The sequence below is a fragment of the Agromyces mangrovi genome (assembly GCF_030296695.1).
In the GTDB taxonomy this organism is placed as follows: domain Bacteria; phylum Actinomycetota; class Actinomycetes; order Actinomycetales; family Microbacteriaceae; genus Agromyces; species Agromyces mangrovi.
Window position 1 is genome coordinate 2,359,763 of sequence record NZ_AP027737.1, and the last position, 25,117, is coordinate 2,384,879.

Here is a 25,117-nt window from a genome sequence, read left to right on the forward strand (position 1 = left end):
CGTTCGGCGCCCGAGTCAGTCCGCGACCGCCGTCGCAACCACGCAGCCCTCCCGGCGGATCGTGCGCACGCGGTAGCGCGTGCCGGTGCTGTCGATACGGGCGCCGCGCAGGCCGAACCGCACCTCGGCGGGATCGACCTCGAGCCCGCGCCCGTCGGCCTTCAGCACGGCCTCGACCCGCGTCCACCGCGCGAGCGGGTCGCCCCGGCCCCCGCCGGTGAGCGCCCGCGCCGCGTCGAGGCGGGGCGACGGGGTGTCCAAGGGCTCGGCGTCGATGCCCACGGGCGAGAACGCGGCCACGGCGAAGGCGCGGCCGGCGGCGTGCGCGATCGAGACGTGCACCGGCCGGCCCGGACCGGTGACCGTCGGGCGCCCGTGCGTGCCGCCGCAGCGGGGGCACGCCGCGTCGATCGTGAACGCGCCGGCCGGAACGCGGGCGAGGCGCGATGCCGCGGTGAGCGCCGCCCGGCGCCCGGCGAGGAAACGGGCGCGCTGTGCGGCGGTCGCGGCGTCGACCCTGCGGCGGTCGGATGCCCCGAGGCGATCGAGGATGCCCGGACCGTCGTCGCCCGTGGCGCTGCGCTCGCCGGAGGCATCCGCTTCGCTGAGGACGACCAGCATGGTCATGGGGGCGAGTCTGCGAGGAGCGGCCCGCGGAGTCAAGCCGATCGAGGCGTCGGTCAGGCCGGCGGGCGGGTCGACTCGCGCACGATGAGTTCGGGCTCGAGCACGAAGTGGTGGGGCTTCTCGCCCGTGACGATCTCCTGGTGCAGCATGCGGAACGTCTGCACGCCGAGCTCGCGGAAGTCGAGTCGCATGGTCGTCAGCGGCGGTGAGAAGAACGCGGCCGAGGGCATGTCGTCGACGCCGACGATCGAGTAGTCGCCGGGGGCGCGGATGCCGCGGCGATCCATCGCGCTCATGAAGCCGAGCGCGAGCTCGTCGTTCGCGGCGAACACCGCGGTGAAGGCGTCGGGGTCGGCGGCGAGCCCCGCGCGGTGGCCCGAACCGGCGTTCCAGTCGGTGGCGTCGCCGGCGACGAGTGGCTCGAGGGCGTCCTCGGCGAGCGCGTCGCGGTAGCCCTGCTCACGGGCCTGGGCCTCGTTGCGGGTGCCGGGGCCGGCGACGTGCAGGATGCGCCGGTGGCCCAGCTCGATCAGGTGCCGGGTCGCCTGGTGGCCCGCGGTGTACGAGTGCATGGTGGCGGCGTGCTCGGGCAGGATCGGGCGCTCGGAGACCACGACGACCGGGGTCGACTGCTCGATGTCGCCCAGCATGGCGTCGGCGTCGCGGATGGGCGTCGACACGATGATGCCGTCGACCGGGATCGACAGGAAGTGGTCGAGCGCGCGGCGCGCCTCGGCCTCCCAGCCGATCGCCTCGAAGTCGAGGTCGAGCTGACTGATCGACAACGTCACCTCCGCCTCGCGCGCGGCGAGGCTGAGGCCCGTGAGCACGCTCGCGGCGCCGTAGTTGAGCGCGCCCATGGTGAGCACGCCGATGGTGTCGGTGCGTGCCGCCCGGAGGTTGCGCGCCGAGAGGTTGCGGCGGTAGCCGAGCTCGTCGATCGCCTCGGCGACGCGTTCGCGCGTGTCGTCGCCGACGTAGCCGGTGCCCGTGAAGTAGCGGGAGACGGTCTGCGTCGAGACGCCGGCGAGTCGGGCGACGTCGGCCATGCTCGGGCGGCGGGTGGTCGTGCGCGCTGCGGGCATGCGGTCCGTTCCGGTCGATCACGGGAATGTAACGATGAGATAACGCTCCCGATCATTCTATAGGTTATCGTTCTCCCATCGAGTTAGGTTATCGATGACTTACCACCGGTCAACCGGTTTGGTCAGACATCGCATCACCGCACACCGCACCGACGCACGACGAAGAAGGTCAAGGATGACTCAGGTACCCGGCCCCGAATTCCGCACGCAGGGGTTCGACGTTCCGACGTGGAGGCTCGGCGCCGCGCCCTGGCAGGCGATCCCGTCGCACGGCCCGGCCCGGCAGCGCGTCATCCTCGACAACGACTTCTCGGGCGACCCCGACGACCTGTACCAGCTCGTCCACCACCTCCTCTCGCCGAACGTCGACGTGCGTGCGGTGATCGGCTCGCACCTGCGCGAGGGCGACCCGTTCGACCCGGGCCCCGACACCGCGCGCAACGCCGTCGCCGTCGCCGAGTACGTGTTCGCGCAGATGGGGCTCGCCTCGACCGAGTGCATCCACGAGGGCGCGAACGCCCCGCTGGTCGACCGCAGCACCCCGCAGCATTCGGCGGCCGCGCAGGCGATCGTCGACGAGGCGATGCGCGACGACGAGCGCCCGCTGTTCTTCCTCGCCGGGGGCGGGCTCACCGACCTGGCGTCCGCCTATCTCATCGAGCCCCGCATCGCGGAGCGCATGACGGTCGTCTGGATCGGCGGGCTCGAGCACGAGGGGCTCGCCTCCCCGCCACCGGACGCGATGCCGATCGAGTACAACCTCCTTATCGACCTCGTCGCGGGCCAGGTCGTCTTCAACGACTCCGACCTGACCATCTGGCAGGTGCCGCGTGATGTGTACCGCCAGTGCCTGGTCTCTGACGCAGAGCTGCGCCTGCGGGTCGCCGCGACCGGGCCGCTCGGCCGGTATCTGTACGACGAGATCGCGCTGGTCATGACGCGCGCGGCCGAGCAGGGACGTGGGCCGGCCGAGACCTACGCGCTCGGCGACTCGCCGCTGGTGCTGCTCACGGCGCTGCAGTCGCTCTTCGAGGCCGACTCGTCGTCGAGCAAGCACGTCGTGCGCCCGACCCCGGCGCTCGCGGACGACGGCACGTACGTCGAGGTTCCGGATGCCCGGGACATGCGCGTCTACACCTGGGTCGACGTCCGGCTCATGTTCGAGGACTTCTACCTCAAGCTCGACGAGTTCAGCCGTTGGCAGGCGGCGGGCTCGTGAGGCGGCGCACCCGACGCGTCGCGACGGGCCCGGGAGCGCCGGGCTCGCACACTGCACATCACAAGGGAACGGAAGCAATGATGCAACTCAATCGATCATGGGGCACCGTGGCCATGGGAGCGGCCGCCGTCATGGTGCTGGCCGGATGCACCGCCGGAGGGTCCGACGACGACGGAAGCACCGAGCTGACCGTCTGGCTGCCCACGCAGGAGGAGACCCAGGCGACCGCGATGGACGGGCTCATCTCGGCCTTCGAGGAGGCGAACCCGGGCATCACCGTCAGCGTCGAGGAGCGGGCCGTCGACCCGCACAAGGAGGCGCTGCGCCAGGCCGCCGGCACCGGCACCGGCCCCGACCTGTACTGGTACTGGGAGGGCTCGGGCCTCGGCGGCGAGCTCGTCGACGTGGGCGTGAGCCTCGACCTCACCGACTACTACGCGGAGTACGGCTGGGAGGACCGGTTCACCCCGGCATCGCTCGGCGGCATCACGCAGTACGGCGGATTCCACGGTGTGCCGTGGACCCAGCAGGGCGAGGGCCTCTACTACAGCAAGTCGCTGTTCGCCGAGGCGGGCATCGACACGCCTCCGACGACCTACGACGAGTTGGTCGAGGCCGCGGATGCGCTGGTCGACGCGGGCGTCGTGCCGATGAGCCTCGGCGGCACCGTGAACTGGCACGTCATGCGCCTGCTCGATGCGCTCATCGAGACAAAGTGCGGCGCCGACGTCGCCGACGAGCTGAACACCGGCGACGGCGACTGGGGTGCCGAGCCCTGCGTGACCGAGGCCTTCACCGAGCTGAAGACCTGGGGCGACCAGTACCTGAGCGACGGGTTCATGGGCATCAGCAACGACGACGCCAGCCAGCTGTTCTACACGGGCGAGTCGGCGATGCAGTTCGAGGGCACCTGGTTCAACGCCAACGTGGTGGAGAACGGCATGGACGCCGAGGACATCGGCATCATCATGTTCCCGACGGGCACCGACCGCCTCTACGGGTTCGGCGAGGCGTACTACATCAGCGCCGAGTCGGAGCACCCGGACGAGGCCGCGCTGTTCCTCGACTTCATCACCTCGACCGAGGGCCAGGAGATCGCCGGTTCCGCGTGGGCGGCGCTGTCGGTCAACGCCGAGGTGCCCGTCTCGACGGAGAACCCGCTGAACGAGGTCTGGGCCGGCCTGTTCAACGAGGCCGCCGGCATCTACACGAACAACGACCAGAACTTCTCGACCGCCGAGACGACCGAGTACTGGCGCATCCAGAACTCGGTGATCACCGGCGACATCGACCCGGCCGACGCCGGGGCGGAGTTCCAGGCCTACCGGGACGCCAACGGGTAGTCCTCGACGGAACCGGCGGGGGTCGTTCCGACGACCCCCGCCGGGCTCCACCAACCACGCGGGCCTGCCCGCATCCGGTCGAAGGAAGCAACACATGTCCACTGTCGCGATCGTCACGCGCGGGCGCTCCGCGCGGCGCGGTGACCCGGGTACGAACCGCCGCACCCCGAAGCACCACCGCCTCACCCTGGCGCTGCCGTACCTCATACCGACCCTCGTGCTCTACGGGTGGTTCCTCGTGTACCCGATGCTCGACGCCGTGCGGCTGTCGTTCTTCGAGTGGTCGGGGTTCCGCACCCAGGAGCAGACCTTCGTCGGCATGGACAACTACGTGCGCCTGTTCACGCAGGACGCCGTGTTCTGGACCGCGCTCGGCAACTCGGTGATCTGGGTGGTGCTGTCGCTGCTGCTGCCCACCGTGATCGCACTCCTGCTCGCGCTCGGCCTGAACCGCAAGATGGTGGGCCGCAACCTGATGCGCGCCGTCTTCTACATCCCCGCGGTGTTCGCCTCGATCACGGTCGCGGCGATGTGGCGGTGGATCTACAACCCCACGCTCGGGTTCGTGAACCAATTCCTCACGGCCATCGGGCTCGAGGACTGGACCCAGTCCTGGCTCGGCGACCCGCAGTTCGCGCTCGGCTCGATCTTCGTCGCGAGCATCTGGCAGGCGGTCGGATTCAGCATGGTGCTGTTCCTCGCCGGCCTCCAGACCGTGCCGGTCGAGCTCATCGAGGCCTCGAAGCTCGACGGTGCGAACGCCTGGCAGCGGTTCTGGGCCGTGACCATCCCCGCGCTGCGGCCGACCACGGTGGTCGTCGTGATCCTCACGATCATCAACGCGCTGAAGGTCTTCGACCTCGTCGTCGGCATGACCGGCGGCGGCCCGGCGCAGTCGACGCAGGTGCTCGCGCTCTGGTCGTACACGCAGTCGTTCACCAACCACCAGTTCGGCATGGGCGGCGCCGTCGCCACCGTGCTGCTGATCGTCACGCTCGCGCTGGTCATTCCGTACATGGCCTGGTCGATGAAGGGGAGGAGCGATGACGCAGACGCTCTCCACGAAGCAGGCGCCGCCGGCGCCGCGGCAGGCCGCCGAGCGGCGCCGCCCGCCCCGCGACTGGGTCGGCATCGGGCTCTGGGTCGCGCTCGCCGTCACGGCGTTGCTGTGGTTCCTGCCGCTCTACCTCATGTTCATGACCTCGGTGAAGTCGAAGCCCGAGCTGAACGCCCTGCCGCAGTGGTCGCTGCCGCAGACCTGGGAGTGGGGCAACTACGCCTCCGCGATCGAGATCGGCGACTTCTGGGTCACTGCCGGCAACAGCCTGTTGATCGCCGCGATCAAGGTGCCGCTGGGTCTCGCCATCGCGGCGGCGACCGCGTTCGCGCTCGCGCGCATCCGCTTCCGCGGCGGTCGCATCCTGCTCATGTTCATCGCGATCGGGTCGATGATCCCGATCCAGATCGGCCTCGGCCCGCTGTTCAGCACGATGCTCGACCTCGGCCTGCTCGACTCGCGCATGGGCCTGATCCTGCCGTACCTCGCGTTCGGCATTCCGTACCAGGTCTTCGTGCTCTACGGCTTCTTCCGGGGAGTGCCCGACGAACTCGAGGAGTCGGCCCGCATCGACGGGGCATCGACGTTCCGCATCTTCTGGCAGATCATCCTGCCGCTGGCCAAGCCCGCGCTCGCGGCGCTGTTCGTGCTCGACTTCGTCGCGACCTGGAACGAGTACGCGATGGCGACGACACTGCTGCGCTCGCAGGACAACTGGACGATCCCGCTCGCGGTGCAGAGCTTCTCGACGCAGCACGGCACCGACTACGGCCCTATGAACGCCTTCATCTTCATGTCGGCGATCCCGGTGCTCATCGTCTACCTGCTCTTCCAGCGGTACTTCGTGCAGGGTGCGCTCGCCGGCGCGGTGAAGGGGTGACGGGCTCGGGCGCGCCCTACCAGGATCCGACACTGGAGCCGGCGGACCGCGCCGCGGACCTCGTCGGGCGGCTGCCGCTTCGCGACAAGGTCGGCCTGCTGTTCCATACGCCGGCCATGTCGGACCTGGATGTGCCCGGTCCGTTCGGCGCACCGTCGACGCGTGACCTGCTCGACCTCGGCATCCGGCACTACAACTTCGCCGACGCGCCGACCGCTGGTGAGATGGCTCGCTGGCACAACGAGATGCAGCGCGAAGCGCTCGCACGCCCGTTCGGCATTCCCGTGCTCATGTCGAGCGACCCGCGTCACGCATTCACCGAGAACCCTGCGATGTCGCACCCGGTGGGTCCGTTCTCGCAGTGGCCCGAGCCACTCGGACTTGCCGCCATCGGGTCGGATGAGCTGGTCGGGGAGTGGGCATCGATCGTGCGCGACGAGTACCTCGCGGTCGGTCTGCGTGTCGCGCTGCATCCGCAGGTCGACCTGGCGACCGAACCCCGCTGGACCCGCGTGAGCGGAACGTTCGGTGAGGACGTCGAGACCGTCGAGCGCCTGCTCGTGCCCTACCTCGAGGGATTGCAGGGTACCGAGCTCGGACCTCGGAGCGTCTCGGCCATGGCCAAGCACTACCCGGGGGCCGGCCCGCAGCGCGACGGCCTCGATCCGCACTTCCCCGAGTCGCGCGAGCAGGTGTACCCGGGCGACCGTTTCCGGCTCCACCTCCGCCCGTTCGCGACGGCGATCGAGGCTGGAGTGACCCAGCTGATGCCGTACTACGGGCTGCCCGTCGGTGCCGGCGTCGAGGAGGTCGGGTTCAGCTTCAACCGCGAGGTGCTCACGGACGTGCTCCGCGACGAGCTGGGCTACGCCGGCATCGTGTGCGCCGACTGGTGGGCGCCGAGCCGCATGCCGTGGGGAGTGGAGCACCTGAGCTACGAGGATCGCCTGGTGCAGGCGATCGACGCAGGCGTGGACCAGTTCGGAGGAGAGTGGCGGGCCGACGTACTGCTCGGCCTCGTCGAGTCCGGGCGGATCTCCGAGCGCAGGGTCGACGTCTCCGTCACCCGGGTGCTGGAGCTCATGTTCCGGCTCGGCGTGTTCGACGAGCCGTTCGTCGATGCGGATGCCGCGGATGCCGCCGTCGGCCGTGCACCGGCGCGCGAGGCCGGCCGGCGTGCACAGGCCGCGGCGCATGTGCTGCTCGAGCACGCGGCCTCCGGACCGGCTCGCCTGCCGCTCGGACGGGGACTGCGTCTGTATGTCGAAGGGATGGATCCGCACGCCGTCGACGAATTCGCCGAGGTCGTCGACGACGCGACGCAGGCGGACGTGGCGGTCGTGCGTCTCGTCGCGCCCTGGGAGGACTTCGGCGATCCGGGCGACCTCAGGTCGTGGTTCCACTCCGGCTCGCTCGACTTCTCGGAGCAGGCCATCGCGCACCTGCGGGCGATCGCGGCGCACGTGCCCGTCGTGGTCGACGTGTACCTCGACCGTCCCGCGATCCTGGCGCCGATCGCGGAGATCGCGACGACGCTGCTCGTGAACTTCGGTGCGACGGATGGCGCGGTCGCCGATGTGCTCTTCGGCGCCGTGCGCCCCGAGGGGCGGCTTCCCGTCGAGGTGCCGCGGTCGATGGAGGCGGTGCGTGCGAGCCGCAGCGACGTGCCGTTCGACTCCGAAGCGCCGCGATACCCGTTCGGGTACGGGCTCGAGCTGGGCTGATTTGGTCAACCGGTTTGCAGCATGGGACGGGACGCGAAATGATGACCAACGGAGGTCACAGCATGAGTGAACGACTGCAGGGCAAGACGGCGATCGTGACGGGCGCCGCGTCGGGCATCGGCAAGCAGGTGGCGCTGCGCTTCCTGCGCGAGGGCGCGCGGGTCGCGTTCGCCGACCGCGACGCCGAGGCCGTGACGGCGCTCGTCGCCGACCTCGGCGAGGGCGCGCGGGCGGCGGTGATGGACATCTCCGACGAGGCATCCGTCGCCCAGGCGATGGAGGCGCTCGTCGCCGACGGGTGGAGCCCCGACGTGGCCGTCGTCAACGCCGGCGTGCAGCTGTTCGGGCACGACGCGAAGGCCGCCGACCTCGACCTCGAGGTGTGGCGACGCACGATCGACATCAACCTGACCGGCAGCTTCCTCACCATCAAGCACGTCGTGCGGGCGATGCTCGCGACGGGCGGCGGGTCGATCATCCTGACCGGCAGCCCCACCGGCGTGCGCGGCGAGGGCGCCGACTTCACCGCCTACAGCGCGTCGAAGGCCGGCATGCACGGGCTCGGGCGCACGGTCGCGGCGGCGTATGCCCGCGACGGCATCCGCGTGAACACCGTGATCCCGGCGTACACCGAGACACCGCTCGTCTCGACGCTCACGGGCGACGACGAGGCGCGCACCGCGATCGTCGGGCGCATCCCGATGGGTCGCGCGGGCAGCGCAGAGGACGTCGAGGGCGTCATGGTCTACCTCGCGAGCGACGACAGCGCGTTCGCCACCGGCGCGGCGTTCGCCGTCGACGGGGGGATGTCGACGCTGTGAGCCGCGAGTGCTGGGCCGCGGGCGAGGAGGCCTGGGGCGACCACGAACCCGAGCCGGTGCTGGTCTCGGTCGGGGACTGGACCCTCGAGGTGCGCGGCGACGAACTCGCCGATCTCGCGTTCGACGGGTCGGCGGTGCTGCGGAGCATCCGTGCCGTCGCCCGCGACCGCGACTGGGGCACGGTGCCGACCGTCGTCGAGGCGCTCGACGTGCGCGACGACGGGTGCGACCTGCGCCTGCGCATGCAGGGGCTCGGCGCCGACATCGCCGCCCGCGTCGAAGTGCGGGTGAACGACGGATGCCTCCGGGTCGGCCTCTCGGCCACTTCACGCACCGAGTTCGCGCGCAACCGCCTCGGGCTCGTCGTGCTGCACCCGCCCGCGCTCGCGGGCACCGCGCTCGACATCGGCGCGCCCGACGGATCGCACCGGCGCACCGCCTACCCCTACCGGATCGCGCCGCACCAGCCCGCGAAGGACATCGCCTCGCTCGCCTGGACCCACGACGGCGTCGCCGTGACGACCCGGTTCGACGGCGACGTGTTCGAGATGGAGGACCAGCGCAACTGGACCGACGCCTCGTACAAGACGTACAGCACGCCGCTCGCGCTGCCGTTCCCGGTGACGCTCGCCGCCGGCACCGTGGTCGAGCAGTCGATCGAGGTGTGCGCCGAGCGGGTCGACGCCGGGGCGCGGGTGACGGATGCCTCGCCGCAGCGCGACCTGCGCCTGACGGTGACCGATCGCGCGGTGCCGCCCGTCACGCTCGGCGCGTCGACCGTGCCCGACGCCGCGTGGGCCGCCGTGGCGCTGCCGCACGGCGTCGCGGGCCTGCTGGTCGAACTCGACGTGCGCACCGCATCGTGGCGTGCCGCGCTCGACCGCGCCCGCCGCGTGGCGCGCGACCTGCCGCTCGACGTGCGCATCACCGCCGACGACCCGGCCGACGTGGACGCGGTGGTCGAGGCCGTCGCGGCGACCGGGCGGGCGACCCGGCTCGGCGTCTTCTCGGGCACGACCCACGTGACCGAGCCGGAGCTGTGGACCGCGCTGACCGCTTCGGCGGCCCGGCACCTGACCGACGCCGGGCTCGTCGGCGGCGCCCGCTCGCACTTCACCGAGCTCAACCGCGAGCACGAGCGCCTGCCCGGCGACCTGCCCGCGATCGCGTTCGCCATGACCCCGCAGATGCACGCCACGGAGCGCGCGCAGCTCGACGAGTCGATCGCCATGCAGGCGCTCGCCGTGCGCGACGCCGGGCGCATCGCCGACGGCCGCCCGCTGCACGTCGGGCCGATCACCCTGCGCTCGCGGTTCAACGCGGTCGCGACGAGCGCGGCAGCGCCGAGCCCCGAGACGACGCTCGCCGACGGCTACGGCGCCGAGCAGGTGCCCGATGCGACCGACCCGCGTCAGGCGTCGCGGGCGCTCGCCGCTTGGGCGGTCGCGAGCTTCGCGGCGATCTGCGCGGGCGGCGCGGCGGGCGCCGGCCCGGTCGCGAGCGTGACCTGGTTCGAGACGCAGGGGCCCCGGGGCATCCGTGACGCCGACGGCTGGTTCCCGGTGGCGCGTGCGATCTCCGCGATCGCCGGGCTGCGCGGTGCGCGGCTGCTGGTGGGGGGCATCGACGGGCGCGACGGCGTGTGGGCGGTCGGCGGGCGGATGCCCGGCGGCGGCGTGCATGTGCTCGCGGCGAACCTCGGAGGCACCCGGTCGACGGGATCGGTCGTCGTGGGCGATCTGCGACTCGCGTACGACCTCGAGCCGTACGGCTTCGCCGAGCTCGCCGGCTGACCCGCGACCTCACCGGCGGCGCACGGAACGTGGGACGATGGAACGGTCACGCCCGCCGCAACCGGGAGGTGCCATGATCCGGGTACACGTGCTCGGCGTCGCGCTCGACGCGTCGGGGCAGCACATCGTGCTGCTCGAACCGCTCGAGGGCGAGGCAGGGGAGGGCCGCGTGCTGCCGATCTGGATCGGGTCGCAGGAGGCCACGTCGATCGTCATCGCGGTCGAGGGCGCACGGGCGCCGCGGCCGCTCTCGCACGACCTCATCACGACGCTGTTCGAGGCGCTCGACGCGCGCGTGGAGCGGGTCGAGGTGACCCGGCTCGACGAGGGCACCTTCTACGCGGAGCTCACGATCGTGACGCCGACCGGCACCCAGGTGCTCGACTCGCGGCCGTCGGATGCCATCGCGCTCGCGGTGCGCGCCGACGCGCAGTTGCTCGTGGCCGAGGAGGTGCTCGACGAGGCCGGCGTGCCGGCCGACATGGTCGACCTCGCGCGCGACGAGGAGAAGCTCGACGAGTTCCGCAAATTCCTCGACACGGTCGACCCGGAGGACTTCGAGGGCTGAGGACAAGACCGGCTCGCCGCATCCGCTGCTCAGTACCATCGGGGGATGCAGCGCGCAGACGTGGTCCGTTCCCTGTTCGACGATGGCTGGAACCGCGGCGACTTCTCGCCCACGGCCGCGTGGCTGGGCGACTACCGCGTGCATGTCGGCGGTCGCACGATGGAGCTCGACGTGCCCGCCACCGACGCGCTGCTCGCGCGCTGGCGCATCGGGTTCCCCGACCTGCGCTTCGAGGTGCACCGCATGGTCGACTCCGGCGATGAGATCGCCGTGCACCTGTCGCTCACCGGCACGCACCTCGGCGAGTGGAACGGCCGCCCCGCCACGGGCAACCGGGTGTCGGTGCCGCACGCGATGTTCTTCCGCTTCGACGGCGACCGCCTCACCGACATCTGGGAGGTCGTCGACACGGGGGCGATGGACGCGCAGCTCGGCGCCTGAAGGCTGAAGCCCCTTCGCGATCAGTACACGAAACGCTGTACTATCGGCGGCATGTCGACCTCGGCCAGCCTGACCCACACCGCGGCGCTCGCTCGTTTCGGGCACGCGCTCGGGGACCCGACCCGCACACGGGTGCTGCTGGCGCTGCGCGATGGGCCTGCGCGCCCGTCGGACTTGGCGGACGCCCTCGACGTGTCGCGGCAGGTGATGTCGAACCAGCTCGCGTGCCTGCGCGGGTGCGGCCTGGTCGAAGCGATCCCGGACGGCCGCCGCACCTGGTATCGGCTGGCGGACGCGCATCTGGCCCCCGCCCTGGACGAGCTCCTGCGCGTCGTCCTGCACGTCGAGCCCGACTGCTGCGACGGCGAGGCGTGCACGTGCTGACCCCGGGCACGGCCGAGCGGTGGGAGCTGCTGCATCGTCGCATCCGACTGATCGTGGCCATCACGATCGGCTACAACCTGCTCGAAGCCGTCATCGCGCTGCTCGCCGGCCACGCCGCCTCATCGGTGGCGCTGATCGGGTTCGGGCTCGACTCGGTGATCGAGGTCCTCTCCGCCGCCGCGGTGGCCTGGCAGTTCACCCGCCGCGAACCCGAACGGTGGGAGCGGCCCACCCTGCGGGTGATCGCCATCGCGTTCTTCGCCCTCGCCGCGTACGTCACGGTCTCCGCGATCCTGACGCTCGTCACCGGAGCCGCCGCCGAGCACAGCACCATCGGCATCATCCTGACCGCGCTGAGCGTCCTCCTCATGCCGGTGCTCTCCCTCGCCGAGCGGCGCGCCGGCCGGGAACTCGGCTCGGCGACCGCCGTCGCCGACTCGAAGCAGACCCTGATCTGCTCCTACCTCTCCGCCGCCGTGCTCCTCGGCCTGGCCTTGAACAGCACGCTCGGCTGGTGGTGGGCCGACCCGCTCGCCGCCCTCGTCATCGCCGCGTTCGCGATTCGAGAAGGGGTCGAAGCCTGGAAGGGCGACGCCTGCGCCACCTCGGTCGGCATGATCCTCGAAGACGACCACGACCACCTCGACCACCACGACGACTGATCGGTTCGCGGCCGAGATCTCGCCTCACAGGGTTCACCGCGCCGGCTGCGGTCAGGCGGCGCGCGCGGCCTCGAGTGCGGCGTCGCCGCTGCGTCGCCGGGCCACGCCCGCGAACGCGAGCCCGAGCCCGACGAACGTCCACACGCCGAGGGCGACGAGCGCGCCCCAGCCGGAGCCAACGTCGATCGCGGCGAGCAACAGCACGTCGCCCGACCCGGTCGGCAGGAACGCCGCCAGGGTCTCGAGCGCGTTCGGCACGGTCGACGAGGTGCCGACGACGAGCGCGACCACCGCCACGAGTGCCGCGAGCGTGCGGCCGACGCCGTCGAACGCGGCCGCCAGCCCGTGGTTCACTACCGCGTAGACCGCGCCGAGGAAGACGCAGGCGGCGCCGAAGCCGATCCAGTACGCCGGGTCGACCGCGAGGAAGCCCGTCACCGCGAGCGCCACGACGAGGCCCTGGCCCGCGCCCAGCGCCGCCGCAGGCCACGCGCCCGCGAGCATCAGCCGGAACGACGACGCCGACCCGAGCAGCCGGGCTGCAGGCACCGACCGCCACGCCAGCGCGATCACGAGGCCGCCGACCCACAGCGCGACGACCGCGAACAGCGGCACCGATTGCGACCCGGCCGCGGGCAGGTCGAGCTCGGCCGAGACGGGCTTCGCGACGACCGCGGACAGCGTCGTGATGTCGTCGTCGGTGTAGGTCGGGATCTGCTCGACCGCCTCGGCGAGCCCGTCGGAGAGCTGCGCGGCCCCGCTGTCGACCTCGGCGGCACCGGATGCGGCGGAATCGGCGCCCTCCGCCACCGAGGCGCCGCCCGCGGCGGACTCGCCGGCCCCGGCCGCCACCTCGTTCGCCCCTGCGGCCGACGCGTCGACGCCCGCCACGAGCCCGGGGATGCCGTTCGCGAGCTGCTGGTTGCCCGCCGCGACCTGGTCGGCGCCCGCCGCGAGGGCCGCCACGTCGCTGTTCGCGGTCTGCAGACGGCCGAGCGCCGCGGTCGCCCGGTCGCACAGGCCGCCCGGGCCGGGCAGCGCGCACAGGTCGGTCACGATCGTGGCGAACTCGGCCGTGGCCCCCGCGAGTGCGGCAGACCCGGCGTCGATCGCCGCCGCCACCTGCGCCGACCCGGCCGCGAGCTGCGCGGTCTGCCCGGGCAATGGCTGCACCGACGTGTCGAGCTGGGCGAGGCCTGCGGCGAGCGACTCCGCGCCGGCGTCGAGCGAGTCGAGCCCGGCCGAGAGCTGCTCGGCGCCCGAGGCGAGCTCGCCGGTGCCCGAAGCGAGCGACGCCGCCCCGTCGGCCAGCTGCGCGGCCCCGTCGGCCGCCTGCCCGATGGACTCGTTGATCTGGTTGAACCCGTCGTACACGTTCGACAGGTACCGCTCGGTGAGCTGCTGGTTGAGCGTCGCGACGGCCTGCTCCACGAGCACCGCCGTGAGTGCGGGGTCGAGGTACGCGGTCGCGGGCGTGGTGGTCACCTCGAGGCTCGCCGGCACGGCGTCGGCGGCCGGCCCCGAGATCGAGGTCGCGTTCGCCGAGAACGACGGCGGAATGGTCACCACCGCCGCGTACGTGCCCGCCTCGAGGCCGGTGCGGGCGTCGTCGTCGTTGGTGAGCACCCAGGTGAAGTTCGGTTCGGCGGGGGTGGGGGTGGCCGTGGCATCCGGTCCCGGATCGTCGGGCGCACCGAGCCCCGCGTCGCCGCCGATGAGGTTCGCCGCGAACTCCCGCCCGAGCGGCACGGTCTGCCCGTTGACGGTCACGGGCTGGTCGTCGTTGACGATCGCCGCGGTGACCCGCTCGAGGTGCTGCGACGGCGCCGACAGCGCCCACGCGAGCAGCACCGCGACGAGCACGGGCAAGAGCAGCAGGCCGACGACGGTCGTCCACGCGGGCCGCTCGACCCCGCGCGTCGCGTCGAACGGCGCCCTCACGAGCGCCCCCACGACTCGGCGAGCTGCGGTGCGCCCGCCAGCTCGAGCGCGACCCGGGCGGCACCCGCGGGCAGCAGGTCGTCGACGTCGGCCGGGTCGTCGCACGCGACGATCAGGGTGAGCGGATGCCCCGTGCGGGCCTCCGCCCCGCGCCGCGCGTCGTCCAGCACGGCGCGCAGCCCGTCGCGCGCGGCCGGGTCGGCCACCCCGTCGACGCCGTCGAGCGCCACGACGACCGCGTCGCCGTCGAGGGCCGTGCGCAGCGCCGCGACCGGGTCGTCGCCGACCAGCTCGGCCACCGACGACCGCCCGCGCACCGACGCCGCCCGCGTCGGCAGCACGAGGTCGGCCACCTTGCAGCGCCCCTCGGCGATGCCCAGCCGACCGGTGAGCGCGAGCAGGAGATCCGTGCGTGAGGCGGGGCTCCCCCGGAGACGACGAGCACGTCGCCCGCGGGCACGCGGAGGTCGAGCGCGTCGGCCTCCAGAGGCATCCGCTCGTGTCGGCACCCCTCGGCCGCGATTGCGAGCCGGTCGCCGGGCTCGGGCCACGACGCCAGCTCGTCCTCCTTCGTGAGCCCCTCGCCCTCGACGTCGAACGACGGCAGCACCCGGTCGAGCCACGCCGGCAGCCACCAGGCGTGCCGGCCGAAGGCCATGAGCACGGCAGGGATCAGGGTCATGCGCACGATGAACGCGTCGATCGCGACGCCCACCGCGAGCCCGAACGCGATCGGCTGCATCGACGCCTCGCCGTTCAGGATGAACCCGCCGAACACGCTCGTCATGATGATCGCGGCGGCCGTGACCACGCGGGCCGACGCGTGGAAGCCGCGCTCGACGGCGGGCCTGGGCTCGTGGTGATGCACCCAGTCCTCGCGCATGCGGCTGACGAGGAACACCTCGTAGTCCATCGCGAGCCCGAACAGCACACCCATCACGATGATCGGCATGAAGCTCGTCACCGACCCGACCGACTCGACGTTCAGGGGGCCCGCGAGGAACCCGTCGACGAACACGAGACTGGTCAGGCCGAACGCCGCGCCGATCGACAGCGCGTAGCCGAGCGCGGCCGTCACCGGCACCACGACGGAGCGGAACACCATCGCGAGCAGCACGAGCGAGAGCCCCACGACGAGCAGCCCGAACGGCAGCATCGAGGCGCCGAGCCGCTCGGAGATGTCGATGCCGAGCGCCGTGTAGCCCGTGACCGCGAGCGACACGGCGTACTGCTCGACGAAGTGGTCGTGCAGGCCGCGCAACCGCTGCACCAGCTGCTCGGTCTCGGCCGAGTCGGGCGCGCCGGTCGGGATCACCTGGATCACCGCGGTGTCGCCGGTCTCGTTCGGGGTCGACAGGGGCACGGATGCCACGCCGGGCACGTCCGCCACCTCGGCGGCGATGTCGTTCACCAGCGTGACCGGGTCGGTCGACTGGATGACCGAGCCGGTGAGGATGAGCGGCCCGTTCGCACCCGCACCGAAGTGCTCGGCGATGAGGTCGTAGGTCACGCGGCCGGGGGAGCCCTCGGGCAGGGACCCCGAGTCGGGCAGTGCGAGCCGCAGCCCGAGCGCAGGGAACGCGGCGAGGGCGAGCAGCCCGGTCACGAGCACGATCGTCACCGGCGGCCACTTCGTGACGGCGCGCACCCAGTGGCCGAAGAAGCCGCCGGGGCGGGTGGCGGATGCCTCGGGCTCGGCGTCGTCGGCGGGGGTGTCGTCGGGCGTCGCGGTGTGGTTCGCCGTGCCGGGGGAGTCCGCCGGCTCAGGGGCATCCGTTTCGCTGTCACCTTCGCTCGCGTCTGCGTCGGGCGCGTGCTTGTGGCCGGGCCGGTCGCGCCGGCGGAGGACGCGCCAGCCGGCGAAGCCGAGCAGCGCCGGGGTGAGGGTGAGCGCGACCGCCGCGGCTGCGGCGACCGCGAGCCCGGCGGAGATGCCGGTGACGGTGAGGAACGGGATCTGCGCGACCGAGAGGCCGAGCAGCGCGATGATGACCGTGGTGGCGGCGAACGCGACGGCAGAGCCGGCGGTCGCGACCGCGCGCGGGGCGGACTCCTCGGGCGGGATGCCGTGCTTCAGCTGGTCCTGGTGGCGGCTCACGATGAACAGCGCGTAGTCGACGCCGACCGCGAGGCCGAGCATGACCGCGAGCAGCGGCGCGGTCGACGTGACCGTCACCCATTGGGTGCCCGTGAGCACGATCGCGACCGCGACGCCGACCCCGGTGATGGCGGTGACCAGCGGCATGCCGGCGGCGACCAGCGAGCCGAACGTCAGCAGCAGCACGACCAGCGCGATGAGCAGGCTCGTCAGCTCGCTGATGCCGATGCCGGGGTCGACCTGCGAGTACAGCGCGCCGCCGACCGCGACCTTCGAGCCGTCGGGGAGCGCCTGCTGCAGCGTGGTGCCCGCGGACTGGAGTGCGTCGGAGGTCGACGGGTCGACCGCCGTCGCGACGACCGAGAGCTGGATCGGCACGAGCACCGCGGAGTCGTCGCTCGCGATGTTCGCGGTCGACGTACCGCCGTACGGGTCGGTCGCGCCCGAGACCTGCGGGATCGCCTCGATGGCGGTGACGGCGTCTTCCACCGCCTGCTGGAAGTCGGCGTCGGTGACGCTGCCGCCGTCGGGCGCGACCGCGACCAGCTGCGCCGACGTGCCCGAGAACTGCGGGAACGTGCGCGAGAGCGAGTCGAGCGCGTCCTGCGACTGCGTGCCGGGGAAGGCGTACGTGTTGTCGGTGCCGACGCCGACGAGCCAGGCGATGCCGAGCAGCGCGGCCAGCACGAGCGCCCAGCCCACGACCACGAGCCGCCGGGCGTGGTAGGCCCAACGGCCGAGTGCGAACAGGGCTGCGGACACGGTCCCGCCCCCAATCGGTCACCTGCGGGGGATTCGTCGAAGCCGAGCGCTCCTCAACCTACGCGGGGTGAGCGGGGCTCTGCAACGGTCGGGTCAGGAGCAGGGGAACCACTCGGCCGCCCGATCGGCGGCGTCGCGGTAGCGCGCGAACCGATCGCGCACGTCGGCGATCGCGTCGGCGAGCGGGAAGATCTCGCGCCGAACGAACAGCGAGTCGTCGATCGCCGCGACCGGGTGCCACCACACACCGTCGGCCGTGATCGTGACCTCGGGCACGAGCGACGCGGCCGTGAACTCGATGCCCTCCTCGGCGACCCCCTGGTGTGCGATGGCGCGGATCACGCGGTGCTCCGGCCGGATGCCGAGGTCGCCGAGGAAGTCGACGAACGGGGCCACCTCGTGGGCCTGCTCTGCCGGCAGCGTCGCGGCCACCTTGACGCCGAACCCCTCGTCGAGGGCGAGGCGGATGCCGGCGACGGCCCGTTCCCACGCGCGCGGCCCGCGGTGCGCGTCGTGCTGGTGCGGCGTGGCCGAGTCGAGGCTGATCTGCAGCATGAGCCGGTCGCGATCCATGCGTCGCAGGCGCTCGAGGCGCTCGCCGCGGAAGAGCATGCCATTGGTCAGCAGCGTCGTCGGCAGCCGGGCGGTGCACGATGCCACGAGATCGTCGATGTCGGGCAGGAGGAACGGCTCGCCGCCGGTGAGGATGAGCTCGCGCACCCCCGCGTCGACCGCCTCGGCTGCCAGGCGGTCGACCCGGTCGGCGCCCAGTGCCCGCCGGTCGGTCTGCGGCGACGAGGCCACGCAGCAGTAGTCGCAGTGCAGGTTGCAGTCGAAGTTCGTGTACATCCAGAGGCGGGTGCCGGGCAGGAGTTCCGGGTCGAGCGAGGCGAGCGGATCGCGCCGCCGGCCGTGCCGCACCACGACCGCGTCGGGTCGTACCTCGACGAGTTCGTTGCCGCTCGAGCGGCACCACGCCGCGACCAGGTCGGTGTTCGCCGCCACCTCTGCGGCGTCCGCGGCGCCCGCCGAGACGTCGAGTTCGACCGGGTGGCCCGCCGGAGTTCCGGCGAGCCGCTCGACCAGGTCGAGGATGAGCGAGTGGTTCACCATCGAGCCGGGATCCCCTGTTCCGCCACCGCCGCGAACAGGCCGGCGTACCCGTCGAGGTTCGGTGGCACCCACGCGCGGAGGCCCTCGAGCTCGAGGATCTCGCGGTGCTCCGGCCGATCCCACTCCATGGCCATGAGGTTCGCGACCCACGCCTCGGCGCGGTCGTCGGCGAGCGCGGGCATCGCCGTGAACGTGCAGTGGCTGTACTCGGGTGAGGTCCAGAACGCCTCGAGGGCACCGGCCATCACGTCGCCGCGCGCGACCGACTCCCACGTGTTGATGCCGATCGCCGCCGCATCCGCCCGGTCGTCGAGCACGGCCCGCATCGCGTCGAGTTCGCTGCGCCCGGTGTCGCCGTGCTTGCCGACATCGCTGTCGATGCGGAGGAACTCGACCTCGTCGTCGGGGATGCCCGCCTCGCGCAGGTAGTGCACGGGAAGGATCGCCGCCTGGGCGGAGTCCCGTGACCCCAGCGCGAGTCGGCGGCCCCGCGTCGCACCGATGCCGTCGTATCCCGCGCCTGCGCGCGAGACGAACACGGTGCGGAACACCAGGTCGGTGTCGCGCGATGCGAGCGCGCGACACGCGCCGTCGGTCTGCGCGACCGTGCGCACGTACGCAAGGTTCGTGTTCCACGCGATATCGACATGGCCCGCGACCAGGCTGTCGACGAGCCGCCCGTAGTTCGAGTAGAGCACGAAGTCGATCGGGGTGCCGGTCGTGGAGAAGTAGTCGCGCAGGCCCTCCCAGATCGTGACGACGTTGGGGGTGTACGCGACCGAGCCGATGACGAGCGGCGTCGGCGTCGTGGCATCCGCTTCGCTCGTCATGCTGCGGCCTCGCCGCCGGCCTTCGCGGGCTCTGCGTCGGCGGGCGGATCGAAGAGCGGACGCCCCGTGATGGCGCGGCCGTAGAACTCGTAGAGCGCGTCGGCGGTCGGCGCCATGACGTGCCCGGCGCGGGCGTCGCGGAAGTAGCGGTCGATCGACAGGTGCTGTGAGAACGCCGCCCCGCCGCAGACCCGCATTGCCGCGTCGGTGATCCGCAGCGCCGCGTCGTTCGACGCGGCCTTGCTGCCCAGCACGAACAGCGGCGTGTCCTCCTCGGGTGAGGCGACCTTGCCGGCGGCCCTGTCGAGGTAGGCGGATGCCGCGGCGAGCTCGATCGACATGCGCGCGAGCTGCGCGCGGATCGTCGGCAGCGCCGAGAGCGTCTGGTCGAGGTGCTGCAGGCGGGCGCCGGTCGTGTGGCGGATCGCCGCGTCGACGGATGCGCGGCTCAGCCCCAGGGAGACGGCGGCGTTGCCGAGGTTGAACCACGGCAGCACGACACCCAGCATGAGGTCCGTGCCCGCGCCGACCTCGCCGAGCCGGATGGAGTCGTCGAGGTCGACGTCGTAGGTCATCGGGCTCGACGCGTTGCCGCGGAAGCCCATGCCCGACCACGGCTGGTCGATGGTCACCCCGGGGGTGTCCGATGCGAGCGCGTAGAGGTCGACGCCCGTGCCGTCGGGGGTCTTCGCCGAGCTCACGTAGACGTCGGCGTACCCGGCCGAGGTGACCCAGCTCTTCTGCGCGACGACGTGCAGGCGCCCGTCGACCTCCTTCGGCTGGGAGACCGGCGACCAGAAGTGCGAGCGTGAGCCCTTCTCCGAGAACGCGAGTGTGCCGAGCGTACGACCCGACGCCATGTCTGCGAGCAGGTCCGGCATGGCGGACGGCACGGCCTGCGACAGCGGCGCGACGGCGGCGAAGTGCATGAGCGTGATCATCGCGGTCGAGCCGCAGGCGCCTGCGATCTCGCCGAGCACGTCGACGAGCTCCTGCGGCCCTCCGCCAAGGCCGCCGACCTCCGGTGGCAGGGTCAGCCCCATGAGGCCCGAGTCGCGCAGCGCCTGCACGGCCTCGTCGGGGAAGCGTCCGCGCTGGTCGACGTCGGTGGCGTGCTCGCGAGCGATCGCGAGCATCGGGTCGAGCCGGTCGTGCAGGTCCATCGGTATCCCTCTCGGTCGTCGGTGTTGCGGGAGTCGCGGTTCAGGTGGTGCGGTCGGATGCCCCGGGGTCGGGCGTCTCGGGATCGCGCAGCGAGCGACGGGCGAGCGCGACCGCCAGCAGCCCGATGCCGAATCCGCCGAAGGCGGCCATCGCGGAGGCGTCGCGGCCGAGCAGTCCGGGCGCCAGGTGCAGCGTGGCGAGCTGCACGAGTGCGGCAAGCGTGAGGCCGGCGCCGGCGATCCAGGTCAGCGCGGGCCGGTGGAACTCCCCGCCGAGCACCGCGAGCACGCCGAACACGACGAGCACGACGGCGCCCCAGAGGCCCACGCGAACGAACTGGGCCTCGGTCGGCAGGCCGGCCCCGAACACGTACAGTGCGACGAGCGCGCTGGCCGCGCCGAGCACCGCGGCTGCGCGGTCCAGGCGCGGCAGCTGAGCGCGTGCGAACTCGGCGTCGCTCATGACAGACTCCGCATCGTCCGGGCGAATCGGGTCTCCGAGCGCAGCCAGATCGGGCGCAGGACGCCGTCGACGCCGTAGCAGCGACCCGCGGCCACCGCGAACAGCGCGAGGTGCGCGAGGAACATGAGGTAGTAGGCCCAGTGCCACTCGTGTGGCGCGTTCAGCACCGACAGAAGGATCGCGACCGTCTGCGCCATGCCGACCACCGCCCAGAGCCGCGTCGCCAGACCGACGAGCAGGAACGCGCCGAGGCCGCCCTCGACGAGCAGGATGATCCAACCGACGAACTCGATGTTCGGCAGGAAGACCGTCTCGACGAACCAGGAGTACGGTGCGAGCACCGGGAACTCGACCGCCTGCCCGGCCCAGAAGTAGAGCCCGTTGTCGGCGGCTCGACCGAAGTCGAGGGGGCGCTTCCAGGCGACGTTCTGGATCCACATGAGGGCCACGCCGACGCGGACCACGGCGATGAGCGTGCGCGACACCGGAGACTCCAGCGGGTTCGCCGGAACGTCGGCCCCGACCGCGGTCATCATCGACCCCCTTCGACGCCCCCAGTCAACTCCGCTCGAGCGACGCGATCAATGCCGATTCCTTACGAACGGCTGACGGCGGGGTCGGGTCGGGTGTGCGTCAGCGTCGCTTGCGCCGCGCGCCCTTCGCGGGGTTGCGCGCGCGCTCGACCTCGATCACCTCGGTCATGAAGGTGCCGGGCTTCTCGGCGAGCCAGTTCTGCTCGACCAGCTGCACGGGGGAGAGCATGGTCTGCGCGCGCACGTTGATCACGACGAGTTCGGGGCGGTACTCGTCGGTCGTGATGCGCCACTCGAGCGACGTGCAGCCGACGAGGTGCTCGCCCAGCGCGACGCCCAGCGCGTTGATGCGCGTGCGCGGGTCGCTGCGCTCGGGCGGGTTGATGCGGCGCCAGCGACCGGCCCAGTGGTCGTACAGGGCGCGCACCTGGCCGGAGTCCGAGACATCGGTGCCCGTGCTCGCGACGAGCTGGAGGTGCGCGTCGATCCACTCCCGCTCCTGCTCCACGAGCTCCGCCAGGGGCGGCAGCACGCTGCGAGAGCGGTTTCCGAAGAGTGGCATCAGCCTATTCTGCCCGTTGCCGGTGAACCGGCCCTGACGCCTTTTCGGGGGGTACCGGAGGGGGTACGCCGCGTACTGCGCGCGGAGTGCGTCGAGCGGATGCCGCCGGGCACTACGCCGACCCGATGCGCACGTCGCCCGACCAGCCGTCGCCGGCCGGGACGCGCTCGGCCGCGATGCGCCCGTCGCGCGCGAACTCCGCCCACGCCGCGCGCAGCGGCGCACCGCCCGCGACCGTGGAGCGGCCGCCTGCGGGACGCAGCAGCGGGGCATCCGCCCACACCGTCGCCGGGAAGAGCAGCGGCACCTCGATGGCGTGCGCCGCGCCGAGCGGGCTGCCGTCGGGTCGGAGCGACACCTGGCCGACCTGCACACGCGCGCCGCCGCGGGCGAGGGTCCGCGCGAAGCGGCGGCCGTCGCGCGAGTACACGGCGCGGGTGAGGATGCGGATGAGGATGGCCCGGAGCATCCGCCCGACCACCGGCCGCTCGGCGAGCGCCCGCAGGCGCGGGTCGACCTCGACGAAGTACGCGGCCTCGTCGCGGTTCCAGGTGACGAGCACGTCGAGGCCCGCGGCGCGGTCGCGCCAGCGGTCGTGCATCTCGCCCGCCGCGGGGAACGGCGCGCGGCCGTACTGCGGGGCGAACGCCATGCTCGAGCGGAGCCCGTCGCCCGCGGCCGCCTCCTTCGCGCGGGCCTGGGCGGCGAGCACGTCGTCGACGGGCATGGTGGCATCGAGCGGGCCGGCCGCCCGGAGCATCCGCTCGTGCATCTGCCCGCGCCCGCCGAGGATGCCGAACGGGGCGCTCTGGATGATCGCGCGCCGCACGAGCCCCTCCGCGCCGTCGGCCGCGATGAGGTGCGCGACCGCGTCGGCGCCGGACGACTGGCCGACGACGGTCACCTGCTCCGGATCGCCGCCGAACGCCGCGATGTGCGCGCGCACCCAGCGGAGCGCCTCGATGAGGTCGAGGAGTCCGAGGTTCGCGGGGCGGCCCGCCTCGTCGTCGCCGACGAAGCCGAACAGGCCGAGCCGGCTCGTGACCGTGACGACCAGCACGCCCTGCTCGCGCACCATCGCCGAGGCGTCGTGACCGGCCATGTCGCCGGCGCCCGAGGCGTACGAGCCGCCGTGCATCCAGACGAGCACCGGCGCCGGGGCATCCGCTCGCTGTGCCGTGCTCGTGATGGTGAGGCGCAGGCAGTCCTCGTCGGGCACGGAGCCGCGCATCGGCTCGCCGACGAACGCGGCGCTCGGGCTCGCAGGCTGCGGGCAGGCGATGCGCTCCTGCTGGAGGCCGGCGCTCTCGGCGGGGTCGGGCGCGACCGGCTCGGGCGGGGCGAAGCGGTCGGCCCGCGCGTAGCGGATGTTGCGGATGCGCACGACGTCGCCGTCGGCCATCGCGGGGAAGGCGCCGAGCGGCGTGTCGACGTCGACGCGCTCGCCGGGCACCGCGGTCGGGTCGGTGCGTTCGGTCATCGGGAGTGCTCCACGGCGACCATGCTAGGCGGGCGCGCGGGTCGTGCCTGGACGGCCGTGGATGACCGCGTCGGCCCGGTGCTGCTCAGGCGCGGGTGCTCAGTTGCAGGTGGCGTCGACCTGGATGCTGTGGCTCTCGCCGCCGAGGTCCGTGAAGGTGCCGTCGACCTGCACCGTGCTCTCGGTGATCGTCACGCCCTCGGTGCCGGTGGCGCTGACGTCGATCGACGGGTCCTCGGGCGCATCGGTGTCGAAGACCGTGATCTCGTAGACCACGCCGTCGCCCGACACGCGGTCCTGCCCGCTGTCGTCGCGCACGTCGACGAGGAGCTGCACGCCCAGGCCGTCGACCGTCGTGAACGACGTCGAGCTGAACGAGTAGACGTCGCTGCCGGTGTTCGCGTAGCCGGTGACGCAGAGGTAGCTCGGGTACTCCCAGGTCTCGCCGTCGACCGTGACCGTCGCCGAGCCCGAGCCCGAGCCGCCGGAGGCGTCGCCGCCGTCGTCCTCGGTGCCCGAGTCGTCCGTGCCGGTGTCCTCGGTCGACTGGCTCGCCGTGTCGTCTTCGGCGGCGCCGTCGGTCGATGGCGACGACGCGCACGCGGAGAGCGCGAGCGCGCCGGCGGCGAGAAGTGCGAGCAGTGCGGAACGACGGCCGTTCATGAGGAACCCCCAAGTTGTTTGCGCCCCACCTTCCCGGCCGGTGGCGGATGCGTCATCAGTGCGTGCACCGACTGCGCCGCCGCGACGCGGCATGATGGCTGCATGAGCGCAGCGTTCCCCGGCATGACCGAGATGCCCGAACCGCAGTACGTCATGAGCGTGAACGGGCGGCGCCTCGCCACCTACCTGTGGGGGCCCGAGGACGGGCCGGTCGTGCTGTGCGTGCACGGGTTCGCGTCGAGCTGCCGCGACAACTGGGTGAGCACCGGATGGGTGCGCGACCTCACGCGCGCCGGGTTCCGCGTGCTCGGCGTCGACCAGCGCGGGCACGGGGCGAGCGACAAGCCGTACGAGTACCGGGCGTACGACATGGACCGACTGGTCGAGGACCTCGACACCGTGCTCGACACGTACCTCCTCGACTCCGTCCTGTACGTCGGCTACTCGCTCGGCGCCCGCGTCGGCTGGCAGTTCGCGGTCGCGCACCCCGAGCGGGTCGAGCGCGCGGTGCTCGGCGGCATCCCCGACGGGCGGCCGCTCGCCCGGCTGCAGATCGAGCAGGCGAGGGCGTACGCCGAGTCGGGCACGCCGGTGGAGGACAAGGTCACGCACAACTACGTCACCCTCGCGGAGCGGGTGCCCGGCAACGACCTGCGCGCTCTCGTCGCGCTCGCCGAGGGCATGCGGCACGGGCAGGCCGACCCCGACCCCGACGACCCGCCGCAGCAGCCGATCCTCTTCGCGACCGGCAGCGAGGACGCCATCCTCGAGCGCTCGCGCGCGCTCGCCGAGGCGACGCCCGCGGGCACGTTCGTCGAGCTGGCCGGCCGCCACCACTTCAACGCGCCCGGGTCGCGCGACTTCCGCCGCGCCGCCGTGGAGTTCCTCTCCGCGGAGTAGCGCGC

Annotated in this window: 24 protein-coding genes and 1 pseudogene; 12 read left to right on the forward strand and 13 right to left on the reverse strand. The window is 72.4% G+C overall.

From position 1 onward, the window contains the following. Positions 1-15: 15 nt before the first annotated feature. Together QUE38_RS11170 and QUE38_RS11175 are read right to left on the reverse strand one after the other, a co-directional pair. On the reverse strand, positions 16-627 hold the full coding sequence (locus tag QUE38_RS11170; protein ID WP_286308299.1) for a 4'-phosphopantetheinyl transferase family protein: 612 nt from the start codon (positions 625-627) through the stop codon (positions 16-18). 53 nt (positions 628-680) lie between these two features. Continuing rightward, on the reverse strand, positions 681-1,712 hold the full coding sequence (locus QUE38_RS11175; protein WP_286308301.1) for a LacI family DNA-binding transcriptional regulator: 1,032 nt from the start codon (positions 1,710-1,712) through the stop codon (positions 681-683). 175 nt (positions 1,713-1,887) lie between these two features. Between QUE38_RS11175 and QUE38_RS11180 the strand changes: the two genes are divergently transcribed. From QUE38_RS11180 to QUE38_RS11230, 11 genes and pseudogenes are all read left to right on the forward strand, one after another. After that, the gene (locus QUE38_RS11180; RefSeq protein WP_286308303.1) at positions 1,888-2,931 is read left to right on the forward strand and encodes a nucleoside hydrolase; all 1,044 of its coding nucleotides are present in this window, start codon (positions 1,888-1,890) and stop codon (positions 2,929-2,931) included. A gap of 77 nt (positions 2,932-3,008) precedes the next feature. Continuing rightward, positions 3,009-4,274, forward strand: a complete 1,266-nt coding sequence (locus QUE38_RS11185) for an ABC transporter substrate-binding protein (RefSeq protein WP_286308305.1) — start codon at positions 3,009-3,011, stop codon at positions 4,272-4,274. A gap of 475 nt (positions 4,275-4,749) precedes the next feature. Further along, positions 4,750-5,223 (forward strand): annotated as a pseudogene (locus tag QUE38_RS11190) (carbohydrate ABC transporter permease); the annotation flags it as partial. Positions 5,224-5,317: 94 nt separating this feature from the next. Further along, the gene (locus tag QUE38_RS11195) at positions 5,318-6,211 is read left to right on the forward strand and encodes a carbohydrate ABC transporter permease (RefSeq protein WP_286311791.1); all 894 of its coding nucleotides are present in this window, start codon (positions 5,318-5,320) and stop codon (positions 6,209-6,211) included. Between the two features lie 116 nt (positions 6,212-6,327). Continuing rightward, a complete protein-coding gene (locus QUE38_RS11200) occupies positions 6,328-7,935 on the forward strand; it encodes a glycoside hydrolase family 3 protein (RefSeq protein WP_286311793.1) in 1,608 nt (535 codons plus the stop codon). 62 nt (positions 7,936-7,997) lie between these two features. Further along, positions 7,998-8,756: an SDR family NAD(P)-dependent oxidoreductase gene (locus tag QUE38_RS11205; protein ID WP_286308307.1), complete on the forward strand. Its 759-nt coding sequence runs from the start codon at positions 7,998-8,000 to the stop codon at positions 8,754-8,756. Continuing rightward, complete coding sequence (locus tag QUE38_RS11210; protein WP_286308309.1) at positions 8,753-10,549, forward strand: hypothetical protein; 1,797 nt, start codon at positions 8,753-8,755, stop codon at positions 10,547-10,549. Before QUE38_RS11205 ends, QUE38_RS11210 begins: the two co-directional genes overlap by 4 nt. Positions 10,550-10,622: 73 nt before the next feature. Next, positions 10,623-11,117, forward strand: a complete 495-nt coding sequence (locus tag QUE38_RS11215; RefSeq protein ID WP_286308311.1) for a bifunctional nuclease family protein — start codon at positions 10,623-10,625, stop codon at positions 11,115-11,117. Positions 11,118-11,162: 45 nt separating this feature from the next. Then, positions 11,163-11,558, forward strand: a complete 396-nt coding sequence (locus QUE38_RS11220; protein WP_286308313.1) for an ester cyclase — start codon at positions 11,163-11,165, stop codon at positions 11,556-11,558. A 51-nt stretch (positions 11,559-11,609) separates the two neighbouring features. Continuing rightward, positions 11,610-11,942 (forward strand): ArsR/SmtB family transcription factor, encoded by a 333-nt coding sequence (locus QUE38_RS11225; RefSeq protein ID WP_286308315.1) that lies wholly within the window; start codon positions 11,610-11,612, stop codon positions 11,940-11,942. Beyond that, positions 11,939-12,604, forward strand: a complete 666-nt coding sequence (locus QUE38_RS11230) for a cation transporter (RefSeq protein WP_286311795.1) — start codon at positions 11,939-11,941, stop codon at positions 12,602-12,604. Before QUE38_RS11225 ends, QUE38_RS11230 begins: the two co-directional genes overlap by 4 nt. Positions 12,605-12,655: 51 nt before the next feature. Here the strand turns inward: QUE38_RS11230 and QUE38_RS11235 are convergent, their stop codons facing one another. From QUE38_RS11235 to QUE38_RS11285, 11 genes are all read right to left on the reverse strand, one after another. Next, a complete protein-coding gene (locus QUE38_RS11235) occupies positions 12,656-14,545 on the reverse strand; it encodes a hypothetical protein (protein ID WP_286308317.1) in 1,890 nt (629 codons plus the stop codon). Beyond that, positions 14,542-14,715, reverse strand: coding sequence for a hypothetical protein (locus QUE38_RS11240; RefSeq protein WP_286308319.1), 174 nt, complete (start codon positions 14,713-14,715; stop codon positions 14,542-14,544). The genes QUE38_RS11235 and QUE38_RS11240 overlap by 4 nt, the downstream gene beginning before the upstream one ends. After that, entirely contained in the window at positions 14,658-17,405 is a 2,748-nt protein-coding gene (locus QUE38_RS11245) for an MMPL family transporter (RefSeq protein WP_286308321.1), read from the reverse strand. The genes QUE38_RS11240 and QUE38_RS11245 overlap by 58 nt, the downstream gene beginning before the upstream one ends. Before the next feature lie 93 nt (positions 17,406-17,498). Next, a complete protein-coding gene (locus tag QUE38_RS11250; RefSeq protein WP_286308323.1) occupies positions 17,499-18,518 on the reverse strand; it encodes an Rv1681 family radical SAM protein in 1,020 nt (339 codons plus the stop codon). Then, the gene (locus QUE38_RS11255; RefSeq protein ID WP_286308326.1) at positions 18,512-19,348 is read right to left on the reverse strand and encodes an Rv1680 family SBP-like protein; all 837 of its coding nucleotides are present in this window, start codon (positions 19,346-19,348) and stop codon (positions 18,512-18,514) included. The genes QUE38_RS11250 and QUE38_RS11255 overlap by 7 nt, the downstream gene beginning before the upstream one ends. Further along, positions 19,345-20,511 (reverse strand): Rv1679 family acyl-CoA dehydrogenase, encoded by a 1,167-nt coding sequence (gene fadE16, locus QUE38_RS11260; protein ID WP_286308328.1) that lies wholly within the window; start codon positions 20,509-20,511, stop codon positions 19,345-19,347. Before fadE16 ends, QUE38_RS11255 begins: the two co-directional genes overlap by 4 nt. 40 nt (positions 20,512-20,551) lie before the next feature. Then, positions 20,552-20,974, reverse strand: a complete 423-nt coding sequence (locus QUE38_RS11265; RefSeq protein ID WP_286308330.1) for an Rv1678 family membrane protein — start codon at positions 20,972-20,974, stop codon at positions 20,552-20,554. Next, positions 20,971-21,507 (reverse strand): TQO small subunit DoxD, encoded by a 537-nt coding sequence (locus tag QUE38_RS11270; RefSeq protein WP_286308331.1) that lies wholly within the window; start codon positions 21,505-21,507, stop codon positions 20,971-20,973. Before QUE38_RS11270 ends, QUE38_RS11265 begins: the two co-directional genes overlap by 4 nt. Positions 21,508-21,607: 100 nt before the next feature. Beyond that, complete coding sequence (locus QUE38_RS11275; RefSeq protein WP_286308333.1) at positions 21,608-22,069, reverse strand: DUF3806 domain-containing protein; 462 nt, start codon at positions 22,067-22,069, stop codon at positions 21,608-21,610. A gap of 112 nt (positions 22,070-22,181) precedes the next feature. After that, positions 22,182-23,549, reverse strand: coding sequence for a carboxylesterase family protein (locus QUE38_RS11280; RefSeq protein ID WP_286308335.1), 1,368 nt, complete (start codon positions 23,547-23,549; stop codon positions 22,182-22,184). A gap of 99 nt (positions 23,550-23,648) precedes the next feature. Then, positions 23,649-24,212: a hypothetical protein gene (locus QUE38_RS11285; protein ID WP_286308337.1), complete on the reverse strand. Its 564-nt coding sequence runs from the start codon at positions 24,210-24,212 to the stop codon at positions 23,649-23,651. A 102-nt stretch (positions 24,213-24,314) separates the two neighbouring features. Between QUE38_RS11285 and QUE38_RS11290 the strand changes: the two genes are divergently transcribed. Then, positions 24,315-25,112, forward strand: coding sequence for an alpha/beta fold hydrolase (locus QUE38_RS11290; RefSeq protein WP_286308339.1), 798 nt, complete (start codon positions 24,315-24,317; stop codon positions 25,110-25,112). Positions 25,113-25,117 lie beyond the last annotated feature (5 nt).